Source organism: Lentzea sp. HUAS TT2 (assembly GCF_051853195.1).
In the GTDB taxonomy this organism is placed as follows: Bacteria; Actinomycetota; Actinomycetes; order Mycobacteriales; family Pseudonocardiaceae; genus Lentzea.
In genome coordinates this window covers 8,866,969-8,885,928 of the sequence record NZ_CP196667.1, presented here as the reverse complement: position 1 = coordinate 8,885,928, position 18,960 = coordinate 8,866,969, and the positions used below count along the sequence as shown (strand labels likewise).

The window sequence follows — 18,960 nt, the reverse complement described above, 5'->3', positions numbered from 1 at the left end:
GGGCCCTCGTGGCCGAGGCGTACATCATCGAGGCTGTGCGGACTCCGGCGGGCAGGCGTGGCGGCGAGCTGAGCCACGTGCACCCCGCCGATCTCGGCGCGCACGTGATCACGGCGCTGCTCAACCGCGTCGACGTCGACCCGACGGACGTGGACGACGTGATCTTCGGATGCGTGGACACCGTCGGCCCGCAGGCGGGGGACATCGCGCGGACGTCCTGGCTGGCTGCGGGTTTCCCCGAGCAGGTGCCGGGCGTGACGGTCGACCGGCAGTGCGGCTCGAGCCAGCAGGCGCTGCACTTCGCGGCGCAGGCGGTGATGAGCGGTACGGCCGACGTCGTGGTCGCGGGCGGTGTGCAGAACATGTCGCAGGTGCCGATCGGGTCGGCCATGACCGTCAGCCCGTTCGAGGGCTGCGAGGGCTGGCAGCACCGCTACGGCGACGAGGAGGTCAACCAGTTCCGGGCGGCCGACCTGATCGCCGTGCGGTGGGACCTGTCGCGCCGCGAGATGGAGGAGTTCGCGCTGCAGAGCCATCTGCGGGCGATCACCGCGATCAAGGAGGGCCGGTTCGACCGGGAGATCGCGCCGGTGAACGGGGTCGCGGCCGACGAGTGCCCGCGCACCGACACGAGTGTCGAGAAGATGGCGGCGCTGCAACCGTTGCGGCCGGGCGGTCGCACGACGGCGGCGTTGTCGTCGCAGATCTCCGACGGCGCCTCGGCGGTGCTGGTGGTGTCGGAACAGGCGGTGCGCGAGCACAAGCTGACGCCGCGGGCACGCGTGCACCACATGTCGGCACGCGGTTCCGACCCGATCTACATGCTGACCGCGCCGATCAGGGCCACCCGGTACGCGCTGGAGCGTGCCGGGATGTCCATTTCGGACATCGACCTGTTCGAGATCAACGAGGCGTTCGCGTCGGTGGCGATGGCGTGGGCCAAGGAGCTCAAGATCGACATGGGCCGGGTGAACGTCAACGGGGGAGCGCTCGCGCTGGGCCACCCGATCGGCGCGACCGGCACCAAGCTGTTCACGACGCTGCTGCACGAGCTGGAGCGGACGGGTGGCCGGTTCGGGTTGCAGACGATGTGCGAGGGCGGCGGTCAGGCGAACGTGACGATCATCGAACGTCTCTGAGCCGGTCGATCGCCGACTCGGCGTCCTTGACGATGTTCTCGATCAGCTCCGCGCACGTCGGCAGGTCGCCGAGCAGTCCGGCGACCTGACCGGACGCGAGCACGCCTGCGTCGGTCCTGCCCTCGACCAGACCGGCGCGCAGCAGCATCGGCGTGTTCGCGGCCATGATCACCTGCGACCACGTGAGGTCCTTGCCGTGCCTCATGGCCAGGCCCTCGCGGATCATCGCGCGCCAGCTCAGCCCGGTGTGCTTGCGGAACCTGGCCGCGTTGCCGACCGCTCGCGCCAGGCTGCTGACGCGCCCTGACTTCTCGAGGTGCTCGACCAGATTCGACCGCAGCACCCGGTGGGGAAGGCCGTCGACCCTGGTGGTCACGACCGTGCCGTTCAGATCCCGTTGCAGGTACGCCTGTTTCACCGCGTCCGGGACCGTGCTCTCCTGGGTGAGCAGGAACCTGGTGCCCATCGCGATGCCAGCCGCGCCGTACGCGAGCGCCGCCGCGAGACCCCGGCCGTCGAAGAAGCCACCGGCCGCGATCACCGGGATGTCGACGGCGTCGAGCACGCTCGGGAGCAGCAAAGTCGTTGCCACGCCACCTGTATGGCCGCCGCCTTCACCGCCCTGGACGATCACCGCGTGGGCGCCCCACTTCGCGACCTTCTCCGCGTGCCTGGCCGCGCCGATCGACGGGATCACGACGACGCCGGCGTCGTTCAGCTTCGCGATCATGTCCGGTTTCGGGGCCAGCGCGAAGGAGGCGACCTTGACCTGTTCGCGGATCAGCAGGTCGATCCGCTCCGGCGCGTCGGAGGCGTCCGCACGCAGGTTCACGCCGAACGGCGCGGACGTGCGCGAGCGGGTCTCCTTGATGGCGGCTTCGAGTTCGGGGTAGGTCATGGTGGCCGAGGCCAGGATGCCGAGCCCGCCCGCCTCGGCGGTCGCGGAGACCAGGCGTGGCCCCGCTACCCAGCCCATGCCGGTCTGCACGACCGGATGCCGGACGCCGACCAACTCGGTGAGTGCGGTCCTCATTGCGGGACTTCCTTGTCCCGCTTGCTGCCCGGATCGAGTTTGGTCCTGATCAGGTCCAGTTCCTCGTCGGTCGGCAGCCGCGTCTCGGAGACGTCCTGGGCGATCAGCGGGAACGACGTCTGCTTCTGGACCTCGTCGACCGACACACCGGGATGCACGGAGACGATGCGCATCGAGTGGTCAGGCGTGTCGAAGTCGAGCACGGCGAGGTTCGTGACGACGCGGTGGATGTCGTGGAACGGCCCGACGGCGCGGTCGTAGCCGACACCGGAGACCACGTCCACGGCCTCGACCAGCACGCGCGGGCTGTGCCGCGGCACCCAGTAGCTGGTGCGGTGGTTGATCGTGTTGCCGGGCGCGCCGCGGAACCCGAGCAGCTGCCGGGTCGGTTTCGCGTGGTCGCCGATCGCGGAGATGTTCTGGTTGCCGAACCTGTCGACCTGGTTCGCGCCCATCACGACGTGCCGGCGGCCGTGCGCGACCACGTCGAACACCATCCGGTACGGCAGCCAGCCCTCCACAGTGGACTCGGGCGTGAGCAGGAACGCCTCGCCGTCGCTCAGCAGCAGGTCCGGCTCGGTGGTGAGACGGGCCAGTTTCGCGCCGAGGGACGGGATGAGACCCATCGGGCTGGCCAGCGTCTCCCCGGCGCCGAGGAACAGGTCGGCGCAGGCCGCGACGCAGACCTCGGCTCGCGTGATGTCGCTCATCCCAGGAACCTCTCGTAGAACTCCGGCCACTGCTCCAGGTCCGTGGCCGCCGCGGCGTACTCACGCTGTAGGGCTTCGTCGCGCGGATAGTCCGGGACACAGCTCGTGAACCCCGCTCCACCAGGCGCTTCCACCACGCCGTCGACCATCATCCGGTTGAGCAGCAACGTCTGCGGCGGCCCGTCGAACGTCTCCACGATCTGCTCGCACGAGACATAGCGCCGGTCCGCGGCCAGGCAGAACAGGTCGTCGAAGTACGGGTCCGGCCCGAGGTACTGGGCGTTGCCGTGCTTGTCCGCCCGGTTCAGGTGCACCAGAGCGACGTCGAGCTTCAACGCCGGCATCGCGACCAGTTCCTCGCCGTCGTCATAGGGCGATCGCACGGTCTTCAGCTCCGGCGCGTACTTCAGCACGTCCGACCCGAGGCCTGCCCTGATCGGCAGGAACGGCAACCGGTGCCCGGCGGCCCGCAGCCCGGTCTGGAACATGCCCTCGTCCAGCTCCAGCACCTCGATCGCGGCGGTCTCGCGCGCCCGTTTGAACCAGGGGTCGTACGGGATCGAGTCGAGCGAGACGAAGCCGTAGACCAGCTTGCGGACCTTGCCCGCCGCGCACAGCAACCCGGCGTCCGCGCCGCCGTACGTGACGACCGTCAGATCCCTGACCCCGGACCGCAACAGGGCCTTGACCAGGGTCATCGGCTTGCGCCGCGAGCCCCAGCCGCCGATGCCGACGGTCATCCCGTCCTTGATCTCGCCGACGACCTCGTCAGCTGTCATTCGCTTGTCGCGCATGGTTTCCGTCCAGGAAGGCCTGCCGGGCGTGATCGGACACGCCGGTGAGGTTCAGCTCGAAGGTGAAGCCCTGCTCGAAGCGGTAGCTCTGGTGCACGCGCTGCGGGTCGATGCCGTTGATGGCCTCCTTGGCCGCACGGATCACCGAGGTGTCCTTCTTCGCGATCTCCTTGGCGATCTCGCGCGCCGCGTCGTCGAGCTGGGCGCGTGGCACGACCTCGACGACGCTGCCGTGGTGGTGCAGGGTTTGCGCGCTGACGTTGCGGGCCGTGTAGTAGAGCGTCCGCATCAGGTGCTGCGGTACGAGCCTGGCCAGGTGCGTGGCCGCGCCGAGCGCGCCTCGGTCCACCTCGGGCAGCCCGAACGTGGCGTCGTCGGACGCCACGATGATGTCCGCGTTGCCGACCAGTCCGACGCCGCCACCGAGGCAGAACCCGTTCACCGCGGCGATCACCGGCACCTCGCAGTCGTACACGGCCGCGAAAGCCTTGGCACACCCCCGATTGGCTGCCACGAGCGCGTTGTACCCCTCGGCGCGCTGGATCTCCTTCAGGTCGACGCCCGCGCAGAAGCCGCGGTTCTCCGCCCTGAGGATCACGACCCGCGCGTCCGGGTCCTCACCCGCGGCCGTGACGGCCTTGGCCAGCTCGAACCAGCCCTGCGACGGGATGGCGTTCACCGGGGGATAGTCGACGGTGACCTCGATGATGCCGTTTTCGGTGTGGCTGCTGGAGATTCCCATGGAGCCGCCTTCCGAACCAAGCGATTGCTTGGTAACTTAGCAGTGCTGAAGCGACCGGGGTAGGTGCTGGTGGAACTGGACCTCGACGGAGCAGTCGTCCTGGTGACGGGCGGAGTGCGCGGTGTCGGTCTCGGCATCACCCGCGCGTTCCTCGCGGCCGGGGCTGTTGTCGTCACGTGTGCTCGGCGTCCATCGGAGGTCGATGGAGCGTCGTTCATGCCGTGCGACGTGCGCGACGCGGAGCAGGTGGCCGCCCTGGTGTCCGGGATCGTCGCCGCACACGGCCGGCTCGACGTCGTGGTCAACAACGCCGGTGGGGCGCCGTTCGCGTTGGCGGACAAGGCCTCGCCGCGCTTCCACTCGAAGATCGTCGAGCTGAACCTGCTGGCGCCCCTGCTGGTGTCGCAGGTGGCGAACGAGGTCATGCAGAAGCAGGACTCCGGCGGGTCGATCGTGAACGTGAGCAGCGTCAGCGGACGGCGTCCGTCACCCGGCACCGCGGCGTACGGTGCCGCGAAGGCCGGGCTCGACAACCTGACCTCGTCGCTGGCCGTCGAGTGGGCCCCGAAGGTGCGGGTCAACGCGCTGGCCGTGGGCATGGTCCGCACCGAGCAGTCGCATCTGCACTACGGCTCCGAAGCCGGGATCGAGGCCGTGGCGCGGACCGTGCCGCTGGGGCGTCTCGCGTCGCCGGACGAGGTCGGCGCGTGCGCGGTGTTCCTGGCTTCACCGCTGGCGTCCTACGTCAGCGGCGCGACCTTGGTCGTGCACGGCGGGGGAGAGACACCCGCGTTCCTGACCGCAGCCGATGGGGGTTCTTCATGAGCCGGGTCGTGATCGTGACGGGAGCGGGGCGGGGCATCGGCCGTGCCCACGCGCTGGCGTTCGGTGCCGCCGGGTACAGGGTCGTGGTGAACGACCTGTCCGCGGCGGTCGCGAGCGAGGTGGCGGAGCTGATCGGGTCGCGGGCCGTTGTGAGCACCGACGACGTCGGCACCTGGGCGGGTGCTCAGAGGCTCGTCGACACCGCGGTGTCGGAGTTCGGCGGGCTGGACGTGCTCGTCAACAACGCCGGCATCGTGCGCGACCGCATGATCGTGAGCTGCGGCGAGGACGAGTGGGACGAGGTCGTCCGCGTTCACTTGAAGGGCCACTTCGCGACGCTGCACCACGCCGCCGCGCACTGGCGCGGCGTGCACAAGGCCGGCGGTGCCGTCAGCGGCCGGGTGATCAACACGTCGTCCGGTGCGGGGATCTTCGGCAGCGTCGGGCAGGCGAACTACTCGGCCGCGAAGGCGGGCATCGCCTCGATGACCCTGGTCGCGGCCGCCGAACTGGCCCGCTACGGCGTCACCGTCAACTCGATCGCCCCCGCCGCCCGCACGCGGATGACCGAGGCGACGTTCGCGGAGACGATGGCGGCGCCGGAGGACGGGTTCGACGCGATGGCCCCGGAGAACGTCTCGCCGCTGGTCGTGTGGCTCGGCAGCGAGGAGGCCGGTGACGTGACCGGGCGGATGTTCGAGGTCGACGGCGGACGCGTCTGCGTCGTGCACGGCTGGCAGCGCGGGCCGGAGGTCGACAAGGGCGAGCGCTGGTCGCCCGACGAGCTGGGCGGCGTCGTGCGCAAGCTCGTCGCGGACGACCACCCGACGCCGGTCTACGGAGCCGAGTAACTTCGATCAGGTGACCCGTCTGGACTCGTACAAGACCGTCTCGGCAGCCTTGTCGCAGCTCAGCGACCGCGAACTCGGTGAACTGGTGGACCGCGCCGAACCGAGAGGGGCGGGAATCGGCGGGCCGACGGCGCTGGCGGACGTCGGCGGGATCCCGGTCTTCGTGAAGCGGCTGCCGCTGACCGACCTGGAGGTGCGGCACGCCGGGTCGACGGCGAACCTCTACGACCTGCCCGTGCACGCCCACTACGGCGTCGGGCTGGTCGGGTCGGCGGGCTTCGGCGCCTGGCGTGAGCTGGCCGTGCACACCATGACGACGGACTGGGTGCTGGCGGGCGAGCACGAGGGCTTTCCGCTGACGTACCACTGGCGGGTCCTGCCATCGGCCCAGGAGCTTCCCGCGGAACTGGACAGGGCCGTCGGCTACTGGGGACCGGAGGTGGGTCCCCGCATCGAGGCGTTGCGGGAGTCCACCGCGAGCATCGTGCTGTTCCTGGAGTACTTCCCGCACAACCTGCACGACTGGCTGAACGGCCAGGACGACCTCGAAAGCGCTTGCGAGATGGTCGAACGCGAGATGGCCGCCGGGGTGGAGTTCATGAACTCCCGCGGCCTGCTGCACTTCGACGGCCACTTCCAGAACATCCTGACCGACGGCGAACGCCTGTACTTCGCCGACTACGGCCTCGCGATCTCCTCCAGGTTCGACCTGTCCGAGGAGGAGATCGCGTTCTTCGCCGAGAACCAGGACTACGACCGCCACTACACCGTCACACACCTGGTGATGTGGTTCGCGTACCAGCTGCGCTCGCAGGGAGTGCCGCCACGGGTGGCGGCGGTCCTGCACCGCCACAACGACGTCGCGGCGGTGATGAAGGACTTCTACCGCCGGTTCCAGCACGAGAGCCGGCGGACCCCGTACCCGGCAGAGGACCTCAGATCCGTTCGATGATCGTGCCAGTGGCCATCGCGCCGCCCGCGCACATCGTGATCAACGCGGTGGAGGCGTCCCTGCGCTCCAGCTCGTGCAGCGCCGTCGTGATCAACCGCGTCCCGCTGCTGCCCACCGGGTGCCCGATCGCGATCGCGCCACCGTTGACGTTGACCCGGTCCAGGTTCGGCCGGTGCACCGCCGCCCACGACAGCACGACGGACGCGAACGCCTCGTTGACCTCGAACAGGTCGATGTCCGCCATCTTCATGCCGCTGCGCTTCAGCAACCGCGCGGTGGCGTCGACCGGCCCGTCCAGGTGGTAGTACGGGTCCGACCCGACCAGGCACTGCGTGACGATCCGGGCGCGCGGCTTGAGCCCGTGGGCCCGTGCGAACTCCTCGTCCACGACCATCACGGCCGACGCGCCGTCCGAGATCTGCGACGACGTCCCGGCGGTGTGCACGCCGTCCGGCACGACCGGTTTGAGGGCGGCGAGTGCTTCCAGACTGGTCTCTCGAAGCCCTTGGTCCGTGTCCACGAGGTCCTCGCCGACCTTCACCGGCACGACCTCGGCGGTGAACCGGCCCGCCGCCCACGCCGCCCGCGCGCGGTTCTGCGACTGCACGCCGAACCGGTCGACCTCCTCGCGGCCGATGCCACGCCGTTGCGCCACCCGTTCGGCGGCGACGAACTGGTTGGGCAGGTCGATGGACCACGAGTCGGGGCGCGGCATGCCTGTCTCGCCGATGTTGCTGCGCAACGGCACGCGGCTCATCGCCTCGACCCCGCACGCGATGCCGGCGTCGATGGCACCTGCCGCGATCAGGCCCGCGATGAGGTGCGTGGACTGCTGGGCCGAACCGCACTGGGCGTCGACCGTGGTGCAGCCGGTGGTCTGCGGCAGGCCGGCGTGCAGCCAGGCCGTCCGCGTGATGTTGTTCGACTGCTCGCCCGCCTGGGTGACGGTGCCGCCGATGACCTGTTCGACAGTGGACGGATCGAGACCTGTCCTGTCAAGAAGACCTCGTTGCGCCGCACCGAGGAGCTCGGCGGCGTGCAGGCCGGACAACCAGCCGTTGCGCCTGCCGATGGGCGTGCGCACCGCTCCCACGATCACCGGACTGCCCACGCGAGCCTCCTTGGCCTGGAAACTAGAACACGTTCCTGTAAGACTCCAGATTGGCCGTGTGGGGGCTTCAACACAAGCCGCAACCGTGTTTGAATCGGATAGAACGCGTTCCACCTAGGAGGTGCCTGTGGGCAAGCCGCGCATCCCGGAAGGCTTCGACTTCACCGACCCCGACATGTACGCGAGCCGGCTGCCGTTCGAGGAGTTCGCCGAACTGCGCCAGACCGCACCGATCTGGTGGAACTCCAAGCCGCTGGGCAAGGGCGGGTTCCCCGACGAGGGCTTCTGGGTGGTGACGAAGCACCACGACGTCAAGGAGGTCTCGCGCAACAGCGAGCTGTTCTCCAGCCGCGAGAACACGGCGATCATCCGGTTCAAGGACGACATGCCGCGCGACAACATCGAGATGCAACGGCTGCTCCTGCTGAACATGGACCCGCCGACGCACACCAAGCAGCGCGCGATCGTCTCGCGCGGGTTCACGCCCCGAGCCGTGAACAGCCTGCGGGACGCGCTCGCCGAACGCGCCGAGCGGATCGTGGCGGAGGCGCTGGACAAGGGCAGCGGCGACTTCGTCTCGGACGTCGCGTGCGAACTGCCGTTGCAGGCCATCGCGGAGCTCATCGGCATTCCGCAGGACGACCGGCGCAAGATCTTCGACTGGTCGAACCAGATGATCGCCTATGACGACCCCGAGTTCGAGATCGAGCCGCTCACCGCCGCCACGGAACTGCTCGGCTACTCGTGGACGATGGCGGAGGACCGCCGCAAGTGCCCGCGCCAGGACATCGTCACCAAGCTCGTCCAGGCCGACGTGGACGGTGCGGGACTCGCGTCGGAGGAGTTCGGCTTCTTCGTGCTGTTGCTCGCCGTGGCCGGTAACGAGACCACGCGCAACGCCATCACGCACGGCATGAAGGCGTTGCTCGACCACCCCGAGCAGTGGGAGCTGTACAAGGACCAGCGTCCTGCCACCACCGGCGACGAGATCGTCCGGTGGGCCACGCCGGTGGTGTCGTTCCAGCGCACCGCGATGGCCGACACCGAGCTCAGCGGCGTGGAGATCAAGCAGGGCCAGCGGATCGGGATGTTCTACTCCTCGGCCAACTTCGACGAGGACGTCTTCGAGTCGCCGGAGAAGTTCGACATCACCCGCGACCCCAACCCGCACCTCGGGTTCGGCGGCAGCGGCGCGCACTTCTGCATCGGCGCGAACCTGGCCCGCCTGGAGATCGACCTGATCTTCAACGCGATCGCGGACGCCATGCCGAACATCAAGCAGGTCGCTGAACCACGCCGCCTGCGTTCGGGCTGGCTCAACGGGATCAAGGAGTTCCGAGTCCAGTACTCCTAGCTTGTCAAGGCGTCTGCAAGTACCGCCAACTCGGAGTCGGTAGTACTTGCAGACGCCTTTTCGACGTCAGGGTTCGACGCGCAGCGTGGCGAGCGCCCGTTCGGTCTCCCAGAACGCCCGCATCGACTTGATCAGCCCGTCCTCGCCCACGTTGTAGACGAACACGCCCTCGGTGTCGACGCGCGCACCACCCGGCAGGAACGCGCTGATCGTGCCCACGTTCGCGCACTCGGAGCCCGCCGCGAACGAGTCGTGCATCGCGAACTCGAAGCGTTCGACGTTGGCGATCGCGAGGTCCCAGAAGGCGGCGATCGCCTCCTTGCCCTGGTGGCCCTTGCCCTCGGCGTCGAACATCGACGGGCCCACCGGGTCCTCGACCACGGCGTCCTCGGCGAACAACGCCAACCACTCGTCCTTCTTGCCGCCGGACACGGCCTCCATGGAACGCCACGAGGCCAGGCGGGCTGGGGTCTCCGTCTTGGAAGCCGTCCAAGTAACTGCGGTCACGCGAACTCTCCGATCACCTCGTCGGCGAAGCGCCGAAGTCCGTCCTTCTTGGCCTGCAGGCCGCCGTCGAAGCCGACGCCGTAGAACAGCCACGGCACGACGATCGTGTCGGTCACCCCGACCTCGGCGAGCTGCTTGTAGCCGTCGAGCCCGAACCGGTCGATGCACACGGCCTGGATCTCGAACGGCCTTTCGAAGCAGCCGAGGTCGTCGAGCTGCGCGATGACCGACTTGAGCTCCTCGAACTTGATCATCGCCGACGTCCAGCCGTCCCCGACGCGGGCGGCGCGCTTCAACGCGGCCGCGGAGTGCCCACCGACGTAGAACGGCACCGGCGAGGTGGGTGCCGGCGACATCTGCAGCCGGTCGAAGTCGAAGTAGTCGCCGTGGTACTCGACCATCCCGCCGCCCAGCACGAGCTTCAGCACGTCGATCATCTCGTCCACGCGCGGGCCGCGGTTCTTGTACGGCACGCCGCACCACTCGAACTCCTCCGGCGACCAGCCGAGGCCGACGCCGAACCCGAACCGGTTGCCGGTCATGTGCGCGACCGAGCCGACCTGGCGGGCGAGCAGGAGCGGGTTGCGGGAGCCCAGTTTCAGGACCTGCGTGTAGAAGTTGATGCGGGACGTCACGGCGCCCATCGCGGCCGCGGCGACGAACGGGTCCACCCACGGGGTGTCGGCGTTCCACATGCGCGAGCCGTCCGGGGTGTACGGGTAGTCCGCGGACACCTTCTCCGAGAAGAACAGCGAGTCCGGCAACGCGATCGAGGCGTAGCCGCACTCCTCGGCGCACTGGGCCAGCTCGGTCAGCTGGTCGAGCGGGCTCATGGCGATGCCAACGGTGAACTTCACGGCTTCTCCGATCCTACGACCCACATGGCGAAGAACTGCGAACCACCGCCGTAAGCGTGGCCCAGCGCGACCCGCGCACCGTCGACCTGGTGGTCTCCCGCGGTGCCCATGACCTGCATCGCGGCTTCGGCGAAGCGCAGCAGCCCCGAGGCGCCGATCGGGTTGGACGAGAGCACGCCGCCGCTCGGGTTCACCGGCAGCCTGCCGCCGATCTCGGTCTCACCGGCCTCGGTGAGCTTCCAGCCCTGCCCGATGTCGGTGAAGCCGAGGTTCTCGAGCCACATCGGCTCGAACCACGAGAACGGCACGTAGATCTCGGCTGCGTCCACTTCGGACAGCGGGTCGGTGATGCCCGCCTGCTTCCACAACGCCCGCGCGGCGTCCTGGCCCGCCTGAGGGTTGACCTGGTCGCGTCCGGCGAACGTCGTCGGCTCGGTGCGCATCGCGGTCGCGCGGATCCAGGCCGCCTGGCCCGACGTGGGCTCAGACGAGATCACCACCGCGCAGGCGCCGTCCGAGGAAGGACACGTCTCGTCGTAGCGGATCGGGTCCCACAGCATGGTGGAGGCCTGCACCGACTCGACGGTGATGTCCGGTTGTTTGAGGTGCGCGTACGGGTTCTTTGCGCCGTTGCGCCGGTCTTTGGCCGCGACCATCGCGCCCACGTGCTCGGGAGCACCGGCGCGGCGGATGTAGGAACGCACGTGCGGTGCGAAGTAGCCGCCCGCGCCCGCGTGCACCGGCATGGTGAACGGCGTCGGCACGGACAGGGCCCACATCGCGTTCGACTCGGACTGCTTCTCGAACGCCACGGCCAGGACGCGGTTGTGCACGCCGGACTGCACGAGTGACGCGGCCACGTTGCCCGTGCTGCCGCCGACAGAACCGGCGGTGTGCACGCGCAGCAACGGTTTCCCGACGGCGCCCAACGCGTCGGCGAGGAAAAGCTCGGGCATCATCACGCCCTCGAACAGGTCCGGTGCCTTGCCGAGGACCACGGCGTCGATGTCGGACCAGTCCACGCCGGCGTCGGCCATCGCGCGGTCGATCGCCTCGCGGCACAGGCCCGCCATCGACACGTCGAGGCGTTTCGCCGCGTGGTGCGTCTGGCCGACGCCGACCACTGCTGCCGGTCGCATCACTCACGCCCTTCCATCACGCAGACGAGGTTCTGTTGGAGCAGCGGGCCACTGGTGGCGTGCCCGAGGACCTTCTGGGCGGTGCCGTCGTGGATCCGGCGGGCCGCCTCGCCGATGCGCGCCAGCCCGGCCGCGAACATCGGGTTGCCCGCGAGCACTCCGCCGGACGGGTTGACGGTGACGTCGTCGCCGAGCCCGAGTGCTTGGCGCAGCAGGATTTCCTGGTGGGTGAACGGCGCGTGCAGCTCCGCCACCTGGACGCCGTCGGCACCTGCCGCCTTACCCGCGGCCACCGCCGAGGGAGAGGTTGTGAGGTCGCGTGTGCCGAACGACGGCGAGTCGGTGCGGTGTTCGAAACCGGTGATCCACGCCGGGCGTTCGCAGAGTTCGCGGGCACGATCTCCGGCGGCCAGCACGATCGTCGCGGCGCCGTCGGTGATCGGCGCGCAGTCGTGCCGGCGCAACGGATCCGCGACGTAGGGCAAGGTCAGCAGTTCGTCGGCGTCGACCTCACCGGACAGCTGCGCCAGCGGGTTCGAGAGGGCGGCGGCACGGCTCTGTGCGGCCACGGAGGCCATCGCGCGTTCGTCCCAGAGGCCGTTCTCGATGCCCATGCGGGCCTGGATTCCCGCCAGGCCAAGGGAGTCCGGCCAGAGGGGGGTGACGAGGTAGGGGTCGAGCTGCATCGCCATGACCCGCCGCAGCTGGCCGGCCGACGACTTGCCGAAGCCGTAGACCAGGGCGGTGTCGATCTCACCGCAGAGCAGCTTGACCCACGCCTCGTACAGCGCCCACGCGGCGTCCATCTCGACGTGCGACTCGGCGATCGGCGGGAAGGCGCCGATCGCGTCGACCGCGGAGACGAACGAGAACGCGCGCCCGGCCAGGTAGTCCGAGGAGCCCGAGCACCAGAACCCGATGTCGGTCTTGGTGAGCCCGAGCCCGCCGAGCACCTCGTGGAAGATCGGCACCAGCATCTCGACACCGTTGGTGGTGCCGTCGGTCTCGCGCACGCAGGGCGTCTGCGCGAAGCCGACTACCGCAATGTCACGCACGCGAGCCTCACAGGTGCTGGGAGTAGGAGTCGAACGGCGCGTTCGGCTCACCGGACGGCCTGAAGTGGTCGATGTTCTGCATCGTCGGGCCCCACTCCTCGCGCGGCTTCCAGACCGCCTCCACGCGCATGCCCATCCGCACGTCCTCCGGTGCGACGCCGAGCAGCAGGTGCAGGAACGGGATGTCCGCGCCGTCGAGCAGCACGTACGCCGAGACGTACGGCGGCGGGATGCGCTGGCCGAGGAACGGGACGTTGACGACGCAGTACGTCGTGATGGTGCCCTTGTCGGACAGCTCGATCTGGTCCGTCGTCGGGACGCCGTCCACGGGGCAGGCGGGGCGTGGCGGGAAGTAGACCTTCTCGCACACCGGGCAGCGCTGGGCGATCAGCCTGCCCTCCATGAGACCGCGCAGGAACGGGTCCTCCGTCGGCGACGCCGAGTGCGTGTAGTGCAGGTTCACCGGCGTGGTCACCATCGTGACGGCCTCGGCGTCGACAGGTTCGTCGGCGGGCTCGTCGGAGATCTCGAAGCACTCGATGTCCGTGATCGCGCCGACGCGTTCGTCACGCCACCTTGCGCGCACGCGTGTTCCAGTCGCCATCTGCTCTGGCGAACCGGCGTCGACGGCGTGCAGCAGCGAGGTGTCCGCGCCGTCGAGTTGGATGAGCGCCCACGCGAACGGCCGGTCGAGCGGCTGTCCTTCGAGGGGCTCGGGAATCCACGACCACCCGCGCACGACACCGGTCGCCGTCACGTCCACGAACTCGTGGAGGCGTTCGGCGGTCACGGGGTCGTACTCGAGCGGCGGCACGTGCACGCGCCCGTCGCTGCCCCGGATCCCGGTCACCTTGCGGCGGCGCAGATCCGAGAGGAACCGGCCCAGCGTCGGGCCGAGGGAGCGCGTGTAGTCGAAGCCAACGTCGAGCGGAGCACTCAGCGGCCGAGTCACAGATCAAAGTGAAACAGGTTCTCGAAATGGTGGCAAGATGAGGGCATGAAGCTCGGTCTGCAGCTCGGGTACTGGGGCGCCGGTCCGCCTCAGAACGCCGCCGAACTCGTGGCGGCGGCGGAGGAATTCGGCTTCGACGCGGTGTTCGCCGCCGAGGCGTGGGGCTCGGACGCGTTCACCCCGTTGGCGTGGTGGGGATCCGAGACTTCGAGGGTGCGGCTCGGCACGTCCGTCGTGCAGATGTCGGCGCGCACACCGGCCGCGTGCGCGATGCACGCGCTGACCTTGGACCACCTCTCCGGCGGACGGTTCGTGCTCGGTCTGGGCGTGTCCGGGCCGCAGGTCGTGGAGGGCTGGTACGGGCGGCCGTTCGCGAAGCCCCTGGCCAGGACCAGGGAGTACGTGTCGATCCTCCGTCAGGTGATGGCCCGCGAGGCGCCGGTGCGCAACGACGGCCCGCACTACCCGTTGCCCTATCAGGGGCCTGGCTCGTTGGGGCTCGGCAAGCCGCTGAAGCCGATCACCCATCCGCTGCGCGCTGACCTGCCCGTCTGGCTCGGTGCGGAGGGTCCGAAGAACGTCGCGCTGACGTCCGAGATCGCGGACGGCTGGCTGGCGATCTACTACGCGCCGAGGCTCGCCGGCATGTACGACGAGTGGCTCGACGAGGGCTTCGCGAAATCCGGTCGTACCAGGGAGAACTTCGAGGTCGCCGCCACCTGTCAGGTCGTCGTGACCGACGATCCGGAGTCCGTGCGGGCGATGCTGAAGCCGTTCGTCGCTTTGTACATCGGCGGAATGGGTGCGCCCGGTATGAACTTCCACGCCGAGGTATTCACCCGCATGGGATACGGCGAGGTCGTCCAGGACGTCGGCAGGCTCTTCCAGGCCGGGCGCAAGGACGAGGCGGCGCAGGTGGTTCCGGACGAGCTGGTGGCCGAGATCAGCATCGTCGGCAACGCCGAGCACGTCCGCGAGGAGGTTCGCCGGTGGGAGAAGGCGGGCGTCACGACACTGCTCGTCGGATGCCGCGACGTTGCCTCGATCAAGGCCTTGTCGGAGGCTTGTCAGTAGGTGAAACGCGTTCTACTTTGAGGGTGTGGTCACAGGACTCTGGAACATCGCTGCCGATCAGCCGGACCTGACCGCGCTGGTCGATCCGAGTGGTCGAGAGATCACCTACTCGGAGCTCGCGGGCACCGCGAACCGCTACGGGCGCGGGTTCCGGGCCCTGGGGCTCGAACCCGGCGACAGCATCGTGCTGATGCTGCCCAACAGCGCCGACCTGGTGGCGGTGTACTTCGCCGCCTACCAGACCGGCCTCTACGTCGTGATGGCCAACTGGCACCTGACCGGGGCCGAGGTCGCGTACCTCGTGCAGGACAGCGGGGCCAAGGCCTTCGTCGCCCACGAGAAGTTCGCGGCCGCCGCGGTGGAGGCCGCGGCCGGTCTGCCCGCCAACGCCCGGTTCGCGGTCGGTGAGATAGCGGGGTTCGAGCCGCTGAGCAAGCTGGGCGAGGGCGAGGAGGGCAGGCCGGACGGCCGCACCACCGGGTCGCCGATGCTCTACACCTCCGGCACGACCGGGCGCCCCAAGGGTGTGCGCAGGCCGTTGACCGGCGCCGACCCGGACGTCGTGCCGCCGTCGGCCGCCTGGTTCTTCGGCATCTTCGGGATCAAGCCGCACGACGGGCACGTGCACCTGTGCGGGTCGCCGCTCTACCACACGGCGGTGCTCAACTTCGTCGTCATCTCGATCCAGCTCGGCCACACCGCGGTGCTCATGGATCACTGGTCGCCCGAGGACATGCTGCGGCTGATCGAACGGCACAAGGTCACCCACAGCCACATGGTGCCGACGCAGTTCCACCGGCTGCTGGCACTGCCGGACGACGTGAAGGCCAAGTACGACATGGGTTCGCTGCGCGCGATGATCCACGGTGCGGCACCGTGCCCGCTGGAGGTCAAGCGCCGCATGCTCGACTGGTGGGGACCGGTCGTGATCGAGTACTACGCGGCCACCGAGGGCGGCGGCACCGCGATCACCGCCCAGGAATGGCTGCGCAAACCGGGTTCCGTCGGGCTGCCCTGGCCGACGTCCGAGATCAAGATCCTCGGCGAGGACGGCACCGAGCTGCCCGTCGGCGAGCAGGGGCTCGTCTACATGCGGATGGGCGACTCGACGTTCGAGTACCACAAGGACTCCGAGAAGACCCGTGCCGCGCGCGTCGGCAAGCTGTTCACGTTGCAGGACATCGGGTATCTGGACGAGGACGGCTATCTGTTCCTGTGCGACCGCAAGAACGACATGATCATCTCGGGCGGGGTGAACATCTACCCGGCGGAGATCGAGGGTGAGCTCATCTGCCATCCCAAGGTCGTGGACGTGGCCGTGTTCGGCGTGCCGCACCCGGACTGGGGCGAGGCGATCAAGGCCGTCGTACAGCCGGCGGACGGGGTGGTCGCGGACGAGGCCCTGACCGAGGAGCTGCTGGAGTTCGCGCGGACGAGGCTCGCGAAGTTCAAGCTGCCACGCACTGTCGAGTACATGGCCGAGTTGCCGCGCGATCCCAATGGCAAGCTGTACAAGCGAAAGCTCCGCGACCGTGCGTGACGCCATCAAGATGTCGGCCGGTGAGGTCGAGGAGTTCCTGCGCGGACAGAAGACGTTGATCGTGGCCACTATCGGCCGCAACGGGCTGCCGCACCTCGCGCCGATGTGGTTCGCGTGGGTGGACGGCGAGCTCGTGTTCTGCACCGACCGCAAGTCGCAGAAGATCGTGAACCTGCAACGGGATCCGCGCTGCAGCGTGCTCGCCGAGGCGGGGGAGACCTACGACCAGCTGCGCGGCGTGCACATGGAGGGCGTCACCGAGTTCACCGAGCTCGGCCCTGTCGTGGACGCCGTGGTGGCTCGCAACTTCGGCGAGGTCGGCGACGACCCCGAGGCCCGTGCGGCGTTGCGCAAGGCGATGTCGAGGCGCGCAGCCGTGATCTTCCGTCCGACCAAGACCGCCAGCTGGGACCACCGGAAGACGATGTCTGGAGTGAACCCGTGAACCTGAACCGCCGTCAGGTGCTCGCCGGAGCCGGTCTCGCACTGGCCTCGGGGCTCGTCAAGCCGTCGTCGGCCTCCGCCGACCTCGGTGAGTTCGACGTCGTGGTGGTCGGAGCCGGAGCGGCCGGCATGACCGCCGCGCTCACCGCGGCCAAGCGCGGACTGAGCTGCGTGGTCGTGGAGAAGGCGCCGACGTACGGCGGTTCCGCCGCGCGGTCCGGTGCCGGCATCTGGATCCCCAACAACGAGGTCATCCTCGCGGCCGGCATCCCGGACACACCCGCGAAGGCCGCGCAGTACATGGCGGCGGTCGTCGGCGACATCCCGTTGGTGCGGCAGCAGGCCTACCTGTCGCACGGGCCGCAGATGATCTCGTTCGTCATGCGCAACAGCCCGCTGCGCTTCCGGCACATGGACGGCTACAGCGACTACTACCCGGAATATCCCGGCGGCATCGCGAAGGGCCGGTCGATCGAGCCCGAGATGATCGACGGACGGATCCTCGGTGCCGAGCTCGCGAACCTGAACGCGCCGTACCTCGCCACCCCGGCGGGCATGGTCATCTACGGCGCCGACTACAAGTGGCTCGCCCTCGCCCTCGTCAACGCGAAGGGGGCCGCAACGGCTGCGGCCGCACTGGCCCGCGGCACGGCTGCTGCCCTCGCGGGCCAGAAGCCGTTGACCATGGGGCAGGCGCTGGCCGGTGGACTGCGGGCGGGACTGCTGCAGGCGAACGTCCCGGTGTGGCTCAACACCGGCCTCCAGGACCTCCACGTGGAGAACGGCGCCGTCAAGGGCGTGCTCACCTCGCGTGGCCTGGTCCGCGCCCGCCGCGGCGTGATCATGGGCTCCGGCGGCTTCGAGCACAACGCGGCCATGCGCGCCCAGTACCAGCGCCAGCCCATCGGCACACAGTGGACGGTCGGCGCGAAGGAGAACACCGGCGACGGCCACCGGGCCGGCCAGCGCGCAGGCGCGGCACTCGACCTGATGGACGACGCCTGGTGGGGCCCTGCCATCCCGACGCCGGGCTCGCCGTACTTCTGCCTCGCCGAACGCACGCTCCCCGGCGGCCTGATGATCAACGCGGCCGGTCGCCGGTTCGTCAACGAGGCCGCGCCCTACAGCGACGTCGTGCACGTCATGTACGACAAGAACCCCTCGGACCCGTGCATCCCGGCGTGGCTCGTAGTGGACCAGAACTACCGCAACAGGTACCTGTTCGCCGACGTGGCCCCGACCCTGCCGCTGCCGGACGGCTGGTACCAGTCCGGCGCGGTCGTGAAGAACTGGTCGCTGGACGGCCTGGCCTCGGCGATCGGGGTGCCGGGGGCGAACCTGAAGGCGACCGTCAGCCGGTTCAACGGCCAGGCCATGACCGGTCGTGACGCCGACTTCAAGCGCGGTGACAGCGCCTACGACCACTACTACACGGATCCCGCGGTCTTCCCGAACTCGTGCCTCGCACCGTTGTGGGCGCCGCCGTTCTACGCCTTCAAGATCGTGCCGGGAGACCTCGGCACGAAGGGCGGCCTGGTGACGGACGCGCGGGCCCGCGTGCTGCGGCCGGACGGATCGGTGATCCCCGGGCTGTACGCGGCGGGCAACGTCAGTTCGGCGGTGATGGGCCACAGTTACGCGGGGGCGGGGTCGACGATCGGGCCCGCCATGACGTTCGGGTACATCGCGGCCAACGACGTCTAAGCCCCTGAGCAGCAGTTCTGTCCCCATCCCGTTGGCCCCGGTTCCCAAAGAGACACGGGCCTCGCGCACGCTGCTTTTGCGGCACGCGGGGCCCCCGCGTGCGCTGTGAGAGTACGTAGGGTCCCCGCGTGAGGTTCTAAAGTTGAGCCGGGTGTGCTCAAGTTTGGGGCTGGGGGC

At 69.1% G+C, this 18,960-nt stretch carries 19 protein-coding genes; 9 read left to right on the top strand and 10 right to left on the bottom strand.

All coding sequences use genetic code 11. The features are described from left to right. Positions 1-8 precede the first annotated feature (8 nt). Positions 9-1,139 carry an acetyl-CoA C-acetyltransferase gene (locus ACSHWB_RS42140; protein ID WP_439658918.1) on the top strand — a complete coding sequence of 377 codons (1,131 nt, stop codon included), beginning with the start codon at positions 9-11 and terminating at the stop codon, positions 1,137-1,139. Here ACSHWB_RS42140 and ACSHWB_RS42135 read toward each other — a convergent pair. From ACSHWB_RS42135 to ACSHWB_RS42120, 4 genes are read right to left on the bottom strand one after another with little or no spacing between them, the layout of a single operon-like run. Continuing rightward, positions 1,123-2,172 (bottom strand): NAD(P)H-dependent flavin oxidoreductase, encoded by a 1,050-nt coding sequence (locus tag ACSHWB_RS42135; protein ID WP_439658917.1) that lies wholly within the window; start codon positions 2,170-2,172, stop codon positions 1,123-1,125. The two genes, ACSHWB_RS42140 and ACSHWB_RS42135, sit on opposite strands and share 17 nt — an antisense overlap. Beyond that, positions 2,169-2,882, bottom strand: a complete 714-nt coding sequence (locus ACSHWB_RS42130) for a CoA-transferase subunit beta (protein ID WP_439658916.1) — start codon at positions 2,880-2,882, stop codon at positions 2,169-2,171. Before ACSHWB_RS42130 ends, ACSHWB_RS42135 begins: the two co-directional genes overlap by 4 nt. After that, positions 2,879-3,676, bottom strand: coding sequence for a CoA transferase subunit A (locus ACSHWB_RS42125; protein WP_439658915.1), 798 nt, complete (start codon positions 3,674-3,676; stop codon positions 2,879-2,881). Before ACSHWB_RS42125 ends, ACSHWB_RS42130 begins: the two co-directional genes overlap by 4 nt. Continuing rightward, entirely contained in the window at positions 3,651-4,418 is a 768-nt protein-coding gene (locus ACSHWB_RS42120) for an enoyl-CoA hydratase family protein (protein WP_439658914.1), read from the bottom strand. The genes ACSHWB_RS42125 and ACSHWB_RS42120 overlap by 26 nt, the downstream gene beginning before the upstream one ends. Positions 4,419-4,481: 63 nt before the next feature. Between ACSHWB_RS42120 and ACSHWB_RS42115 the strand changes: the two genes are divergently transcribed. The 3 genes from ACSHWB_RS42115 to ACSHWB_RS42105 are packed head-to-tail and all read left to right on the top strand — an operon-like array spanning position 4,482 to position 7,046. Then, a complete protein-coding gene (locus ACSHWB_RS42115) occupies positions 4,482-5,243 on the top strand; it encodes an SDR family oxidoreductase (protein WP_439658913.1) in 762 nt (253 codons plus the stop codon). Then, a complete protein-coding gene (locus tag ACSHWB_RS42110; protein ID WP_439658912.1) occupies positions 5,240-6,094 on the top strand; it encodes an SDR family oxidoreductase in 855 nt (284 codons plus the stop codon). Before ACSHWB_RS42115 ends, ACSHWB_RS42110 begins: the two co-directional genes overlap by 4 nt. A gap of 10 nt (positions 6,095-6,104) precedes the next feature. Then, positions 6,105-7,046 carry a hypothetical protein gene (locus ACSHWB_RS42105; protein WP_439658911.1) on the top strand — a complete coding sequence of 314 codons (942 nt, stop codon included), beginning with the start codon at positions 6,105-6,107 and terminating at the stop codon, positions 7,044-7,046. Here the strand turns inward: ACSHWB_RS42105 and ACSHWB_RS42100 are convergent. Beyond that, positions 7,030-8,157, bottom strand: coding sequence for a steroid 3-ketoacyl-CoA thiolase (locus ACSHWB_RS42100; protein ID WP_439658910.1), 1,128 nt, complete (start codon positions 8,155-8,157; stop codon positions 7,030-7,032). The two genes, ACSHWB_RS42105 and ACSHWB_RS42100, sit on opposite strands and share 17 nt — an antisense overlap. Before the next feature lie 127 nt (positions 8,158-8,284). Between ACSHWB_RS42100 and ACSHWB_RS42095 the strand changes: the two genes are divergently transcribed. Then, positions 8,285-9,511, top strand: coding sequence for a cytochrome P450 (locus ACSHWB_RS42095; RefSeq protein ID WP_439658909.1), 1,227 nt, complete (start codon positions 8,285-8,287; stop codon positions 9,509-9,511). Between the two features lie 66 nt (positions 9,512-9,577). Here ACSHWB_RS42095 and ACSHWB_RS42090 read toward each other — a convergent pair whose 3' ends face one another. Genes ACSHWB_RS42090 through ACSHWB_RS42070 form a run of 5 tightly spaced genes read right to left on the bottom strand, consistent with a single transcriptional unit; the run spans position 9,578 to position 14,021 of the window. After that, positions 9,578-10,018, bottom strand: a complete 441-nt coding sequence (locus ACSHWB_RS42090) for a nuclear transport factor 2 family protein (protein ID WP_439658908.1) — start codon at positions 10,016-10,018, stop codon at positions 9,578-9,580. After that, complete coding sequence (locus ACSHWB_RS42085; protein WP_439658907.1) at positions 10,015-10,875, bottom strand: TIGR03619 family F420-dependent LLM class oxidoreductase; 861 nt, start codon at positions 10,873-10,875, stop codon at positions 10,015-10,017. The genes ACSHWB_RS42090 and ACSHWB_RS42085 overlap by 4 nt, the downstream gene beginning before the upstream one ends. Beyond that, on the bottom strand, positions 10,872-12,014 hold the full coding sequence (locus tag ACSHWB_RS42080; RefSeq protein WP_439658906.1) for a thiolase domain-containing protein: 1,143 nt from the start codon (positions 12,012-12,014) through the stop codon (positions 10,872-10,874). Before ACSHWB_RS42080 ends, ACSHWB_RS42085 begins: the two co-directional genes overlap by 4 nt. Next, a complete protein-coding gene (locus ACSHWB_RS42075; protein ID WP_439658905.1) occupies positions 12,014-13,069 on the bottom strand; it encodes a thiolase domain-containing protein in 1,056 nt (351 codons plus the stop codon). Before ACSHWB_RS42075 ends, ACSHWB_RS42080 begins: the two co-directional genes overlap by 1 nt. Positions 13,070-13,076: 7 nt before the next feature. Continuing rightward, positions 13,077-14,021, bottom strand: a complete 945-nt coding sequence (locus ACSHWB_RS42070; protein ID WP_439658904.1) for a Zn-ribbon domain-containing OB-fold protein — start codon at positions 14,019-14,021, stop codon at positions 13,077-13,079. 45 nt (positions 14,022-14,066) lie between these two features. On the opposite strand from ACSHWB_RS42070, the gene ACSHWB_RS42065 reads away from it, so the two are divergent. From ACSHWB_RS42065 to kstD, 4 genes are read left to right on the top strand one after another with little or no spacing between them, the layout of a single operon-like run. Continuing rightward, positions 14,067-15,095, top strand: coding sequence for an LLM class F420-dependent oxidoreductase (locus ACSHWB_RS42065; protein WP_439658903.1), 1,029 nt, complete (start codon positions 14,067-14,069; stop codon positions 15,093-15,095). Positions 15,096-15,120: 25 nt separating this feature from the next. Then, positions 15,121-16,635, top strand: a complete 1,515-nt coding sequence (locus ACSHWB_RS42060; protein WP_439658902.1) for an acyl-CoA synthetase — start codon at positions 15,121-15,123, stop codon at positions 16,633-16,635. After that, positions 16,628-17,080, top strand: coding sequence for a pyridoxamine 5'-phosphate oxidase family protein (locus ACSHWB_RS42055; RefSeq protein ID WP_439658901.1), 453 nt, complete (start codon positions 16,628-16,630; stop codon positions 17,078-17,080). Before ACSHWB_RS42060 ends, ACSHWB_RS42055 begins: the two co-directional genes overlap by 8 nt. Then, positions 17,077-18,783 carry a 3-oxosteroid 1-dehydrogenase gene (kstD, locus tag ACSHWB_RS42050; RefSeq protein WP_439658900.1) on the top strand — a complete coding sequence of 569 codons (1,707 nt, stop codon included), beginning with the start codon at positions 17,077-17,079 and terminating at the stop codon, positions 18,781-18,783. Before ACSHWB_RS42055 ends, kstD begins: the two co-directional genes overlap by 4 nt. Positions 18,784-18,960: the final 177 nt, after the last annotated feature.

What these genes read in the sequence shown, in the direction of transcription:
- ACSHWB_RS42135 (WP_439658917.1), bottom strand. Translation starts at nt 2,172, where the DNA reads ATGAGGACCGCACTCACCGAGTTGGTCGGCGTCCGGCATCCGGTCGTG.
- ACSHWB_RS42130 (WP_439658916.1), bottom strand. Translation starts at nt 2,882, where the DNA reads ATGAGCGACATCACGCGAGCCGAGGTCTGCGTCGCGGCCTGCGCCGAC.
- ACSHWB_RS42125 (WP_439658915.1), bottom strand. Translation starts at nt 3,676, where the DNA reads ATGCGCGACAAGCGAATGACAGCTGACGAGGTCGTCGGCGAGATCAAG.
- ACSHWB_RS42120 (WP_439658914.1), bottom strand. Translation starts at nt 4,418, where the DNA reads ATGGGAATCTCCAGCAGCCACACCGAAAACGGCATCATCGAGGTCACC.
- ACSHWB_RS42110 (WP_439658912.1), top strand. Translation starts at nt 5,240, where the DNA reads ATGAGCCGGGTCGTGATCGTGACGGGAGCGGGGCGGGGCATCGGCCGT.
- ACSHWB_RS42080 (WP_439658906.1), bottom strand. Translation starts at nt 12,014, where the DNA reads ATGCGACCGGCAGCAGTGGTCGGCGTCGGCCAGACGCACCACGCGGCG.
- ACSHWB_RS42065 (WP_439658903.1), top strand. Translation starts at nt 14,067, where the DNA reads ATGAAGCTCGGTCTGCAGCTCGGGTACTGGGGCGCCGGTCCGCCTCAG.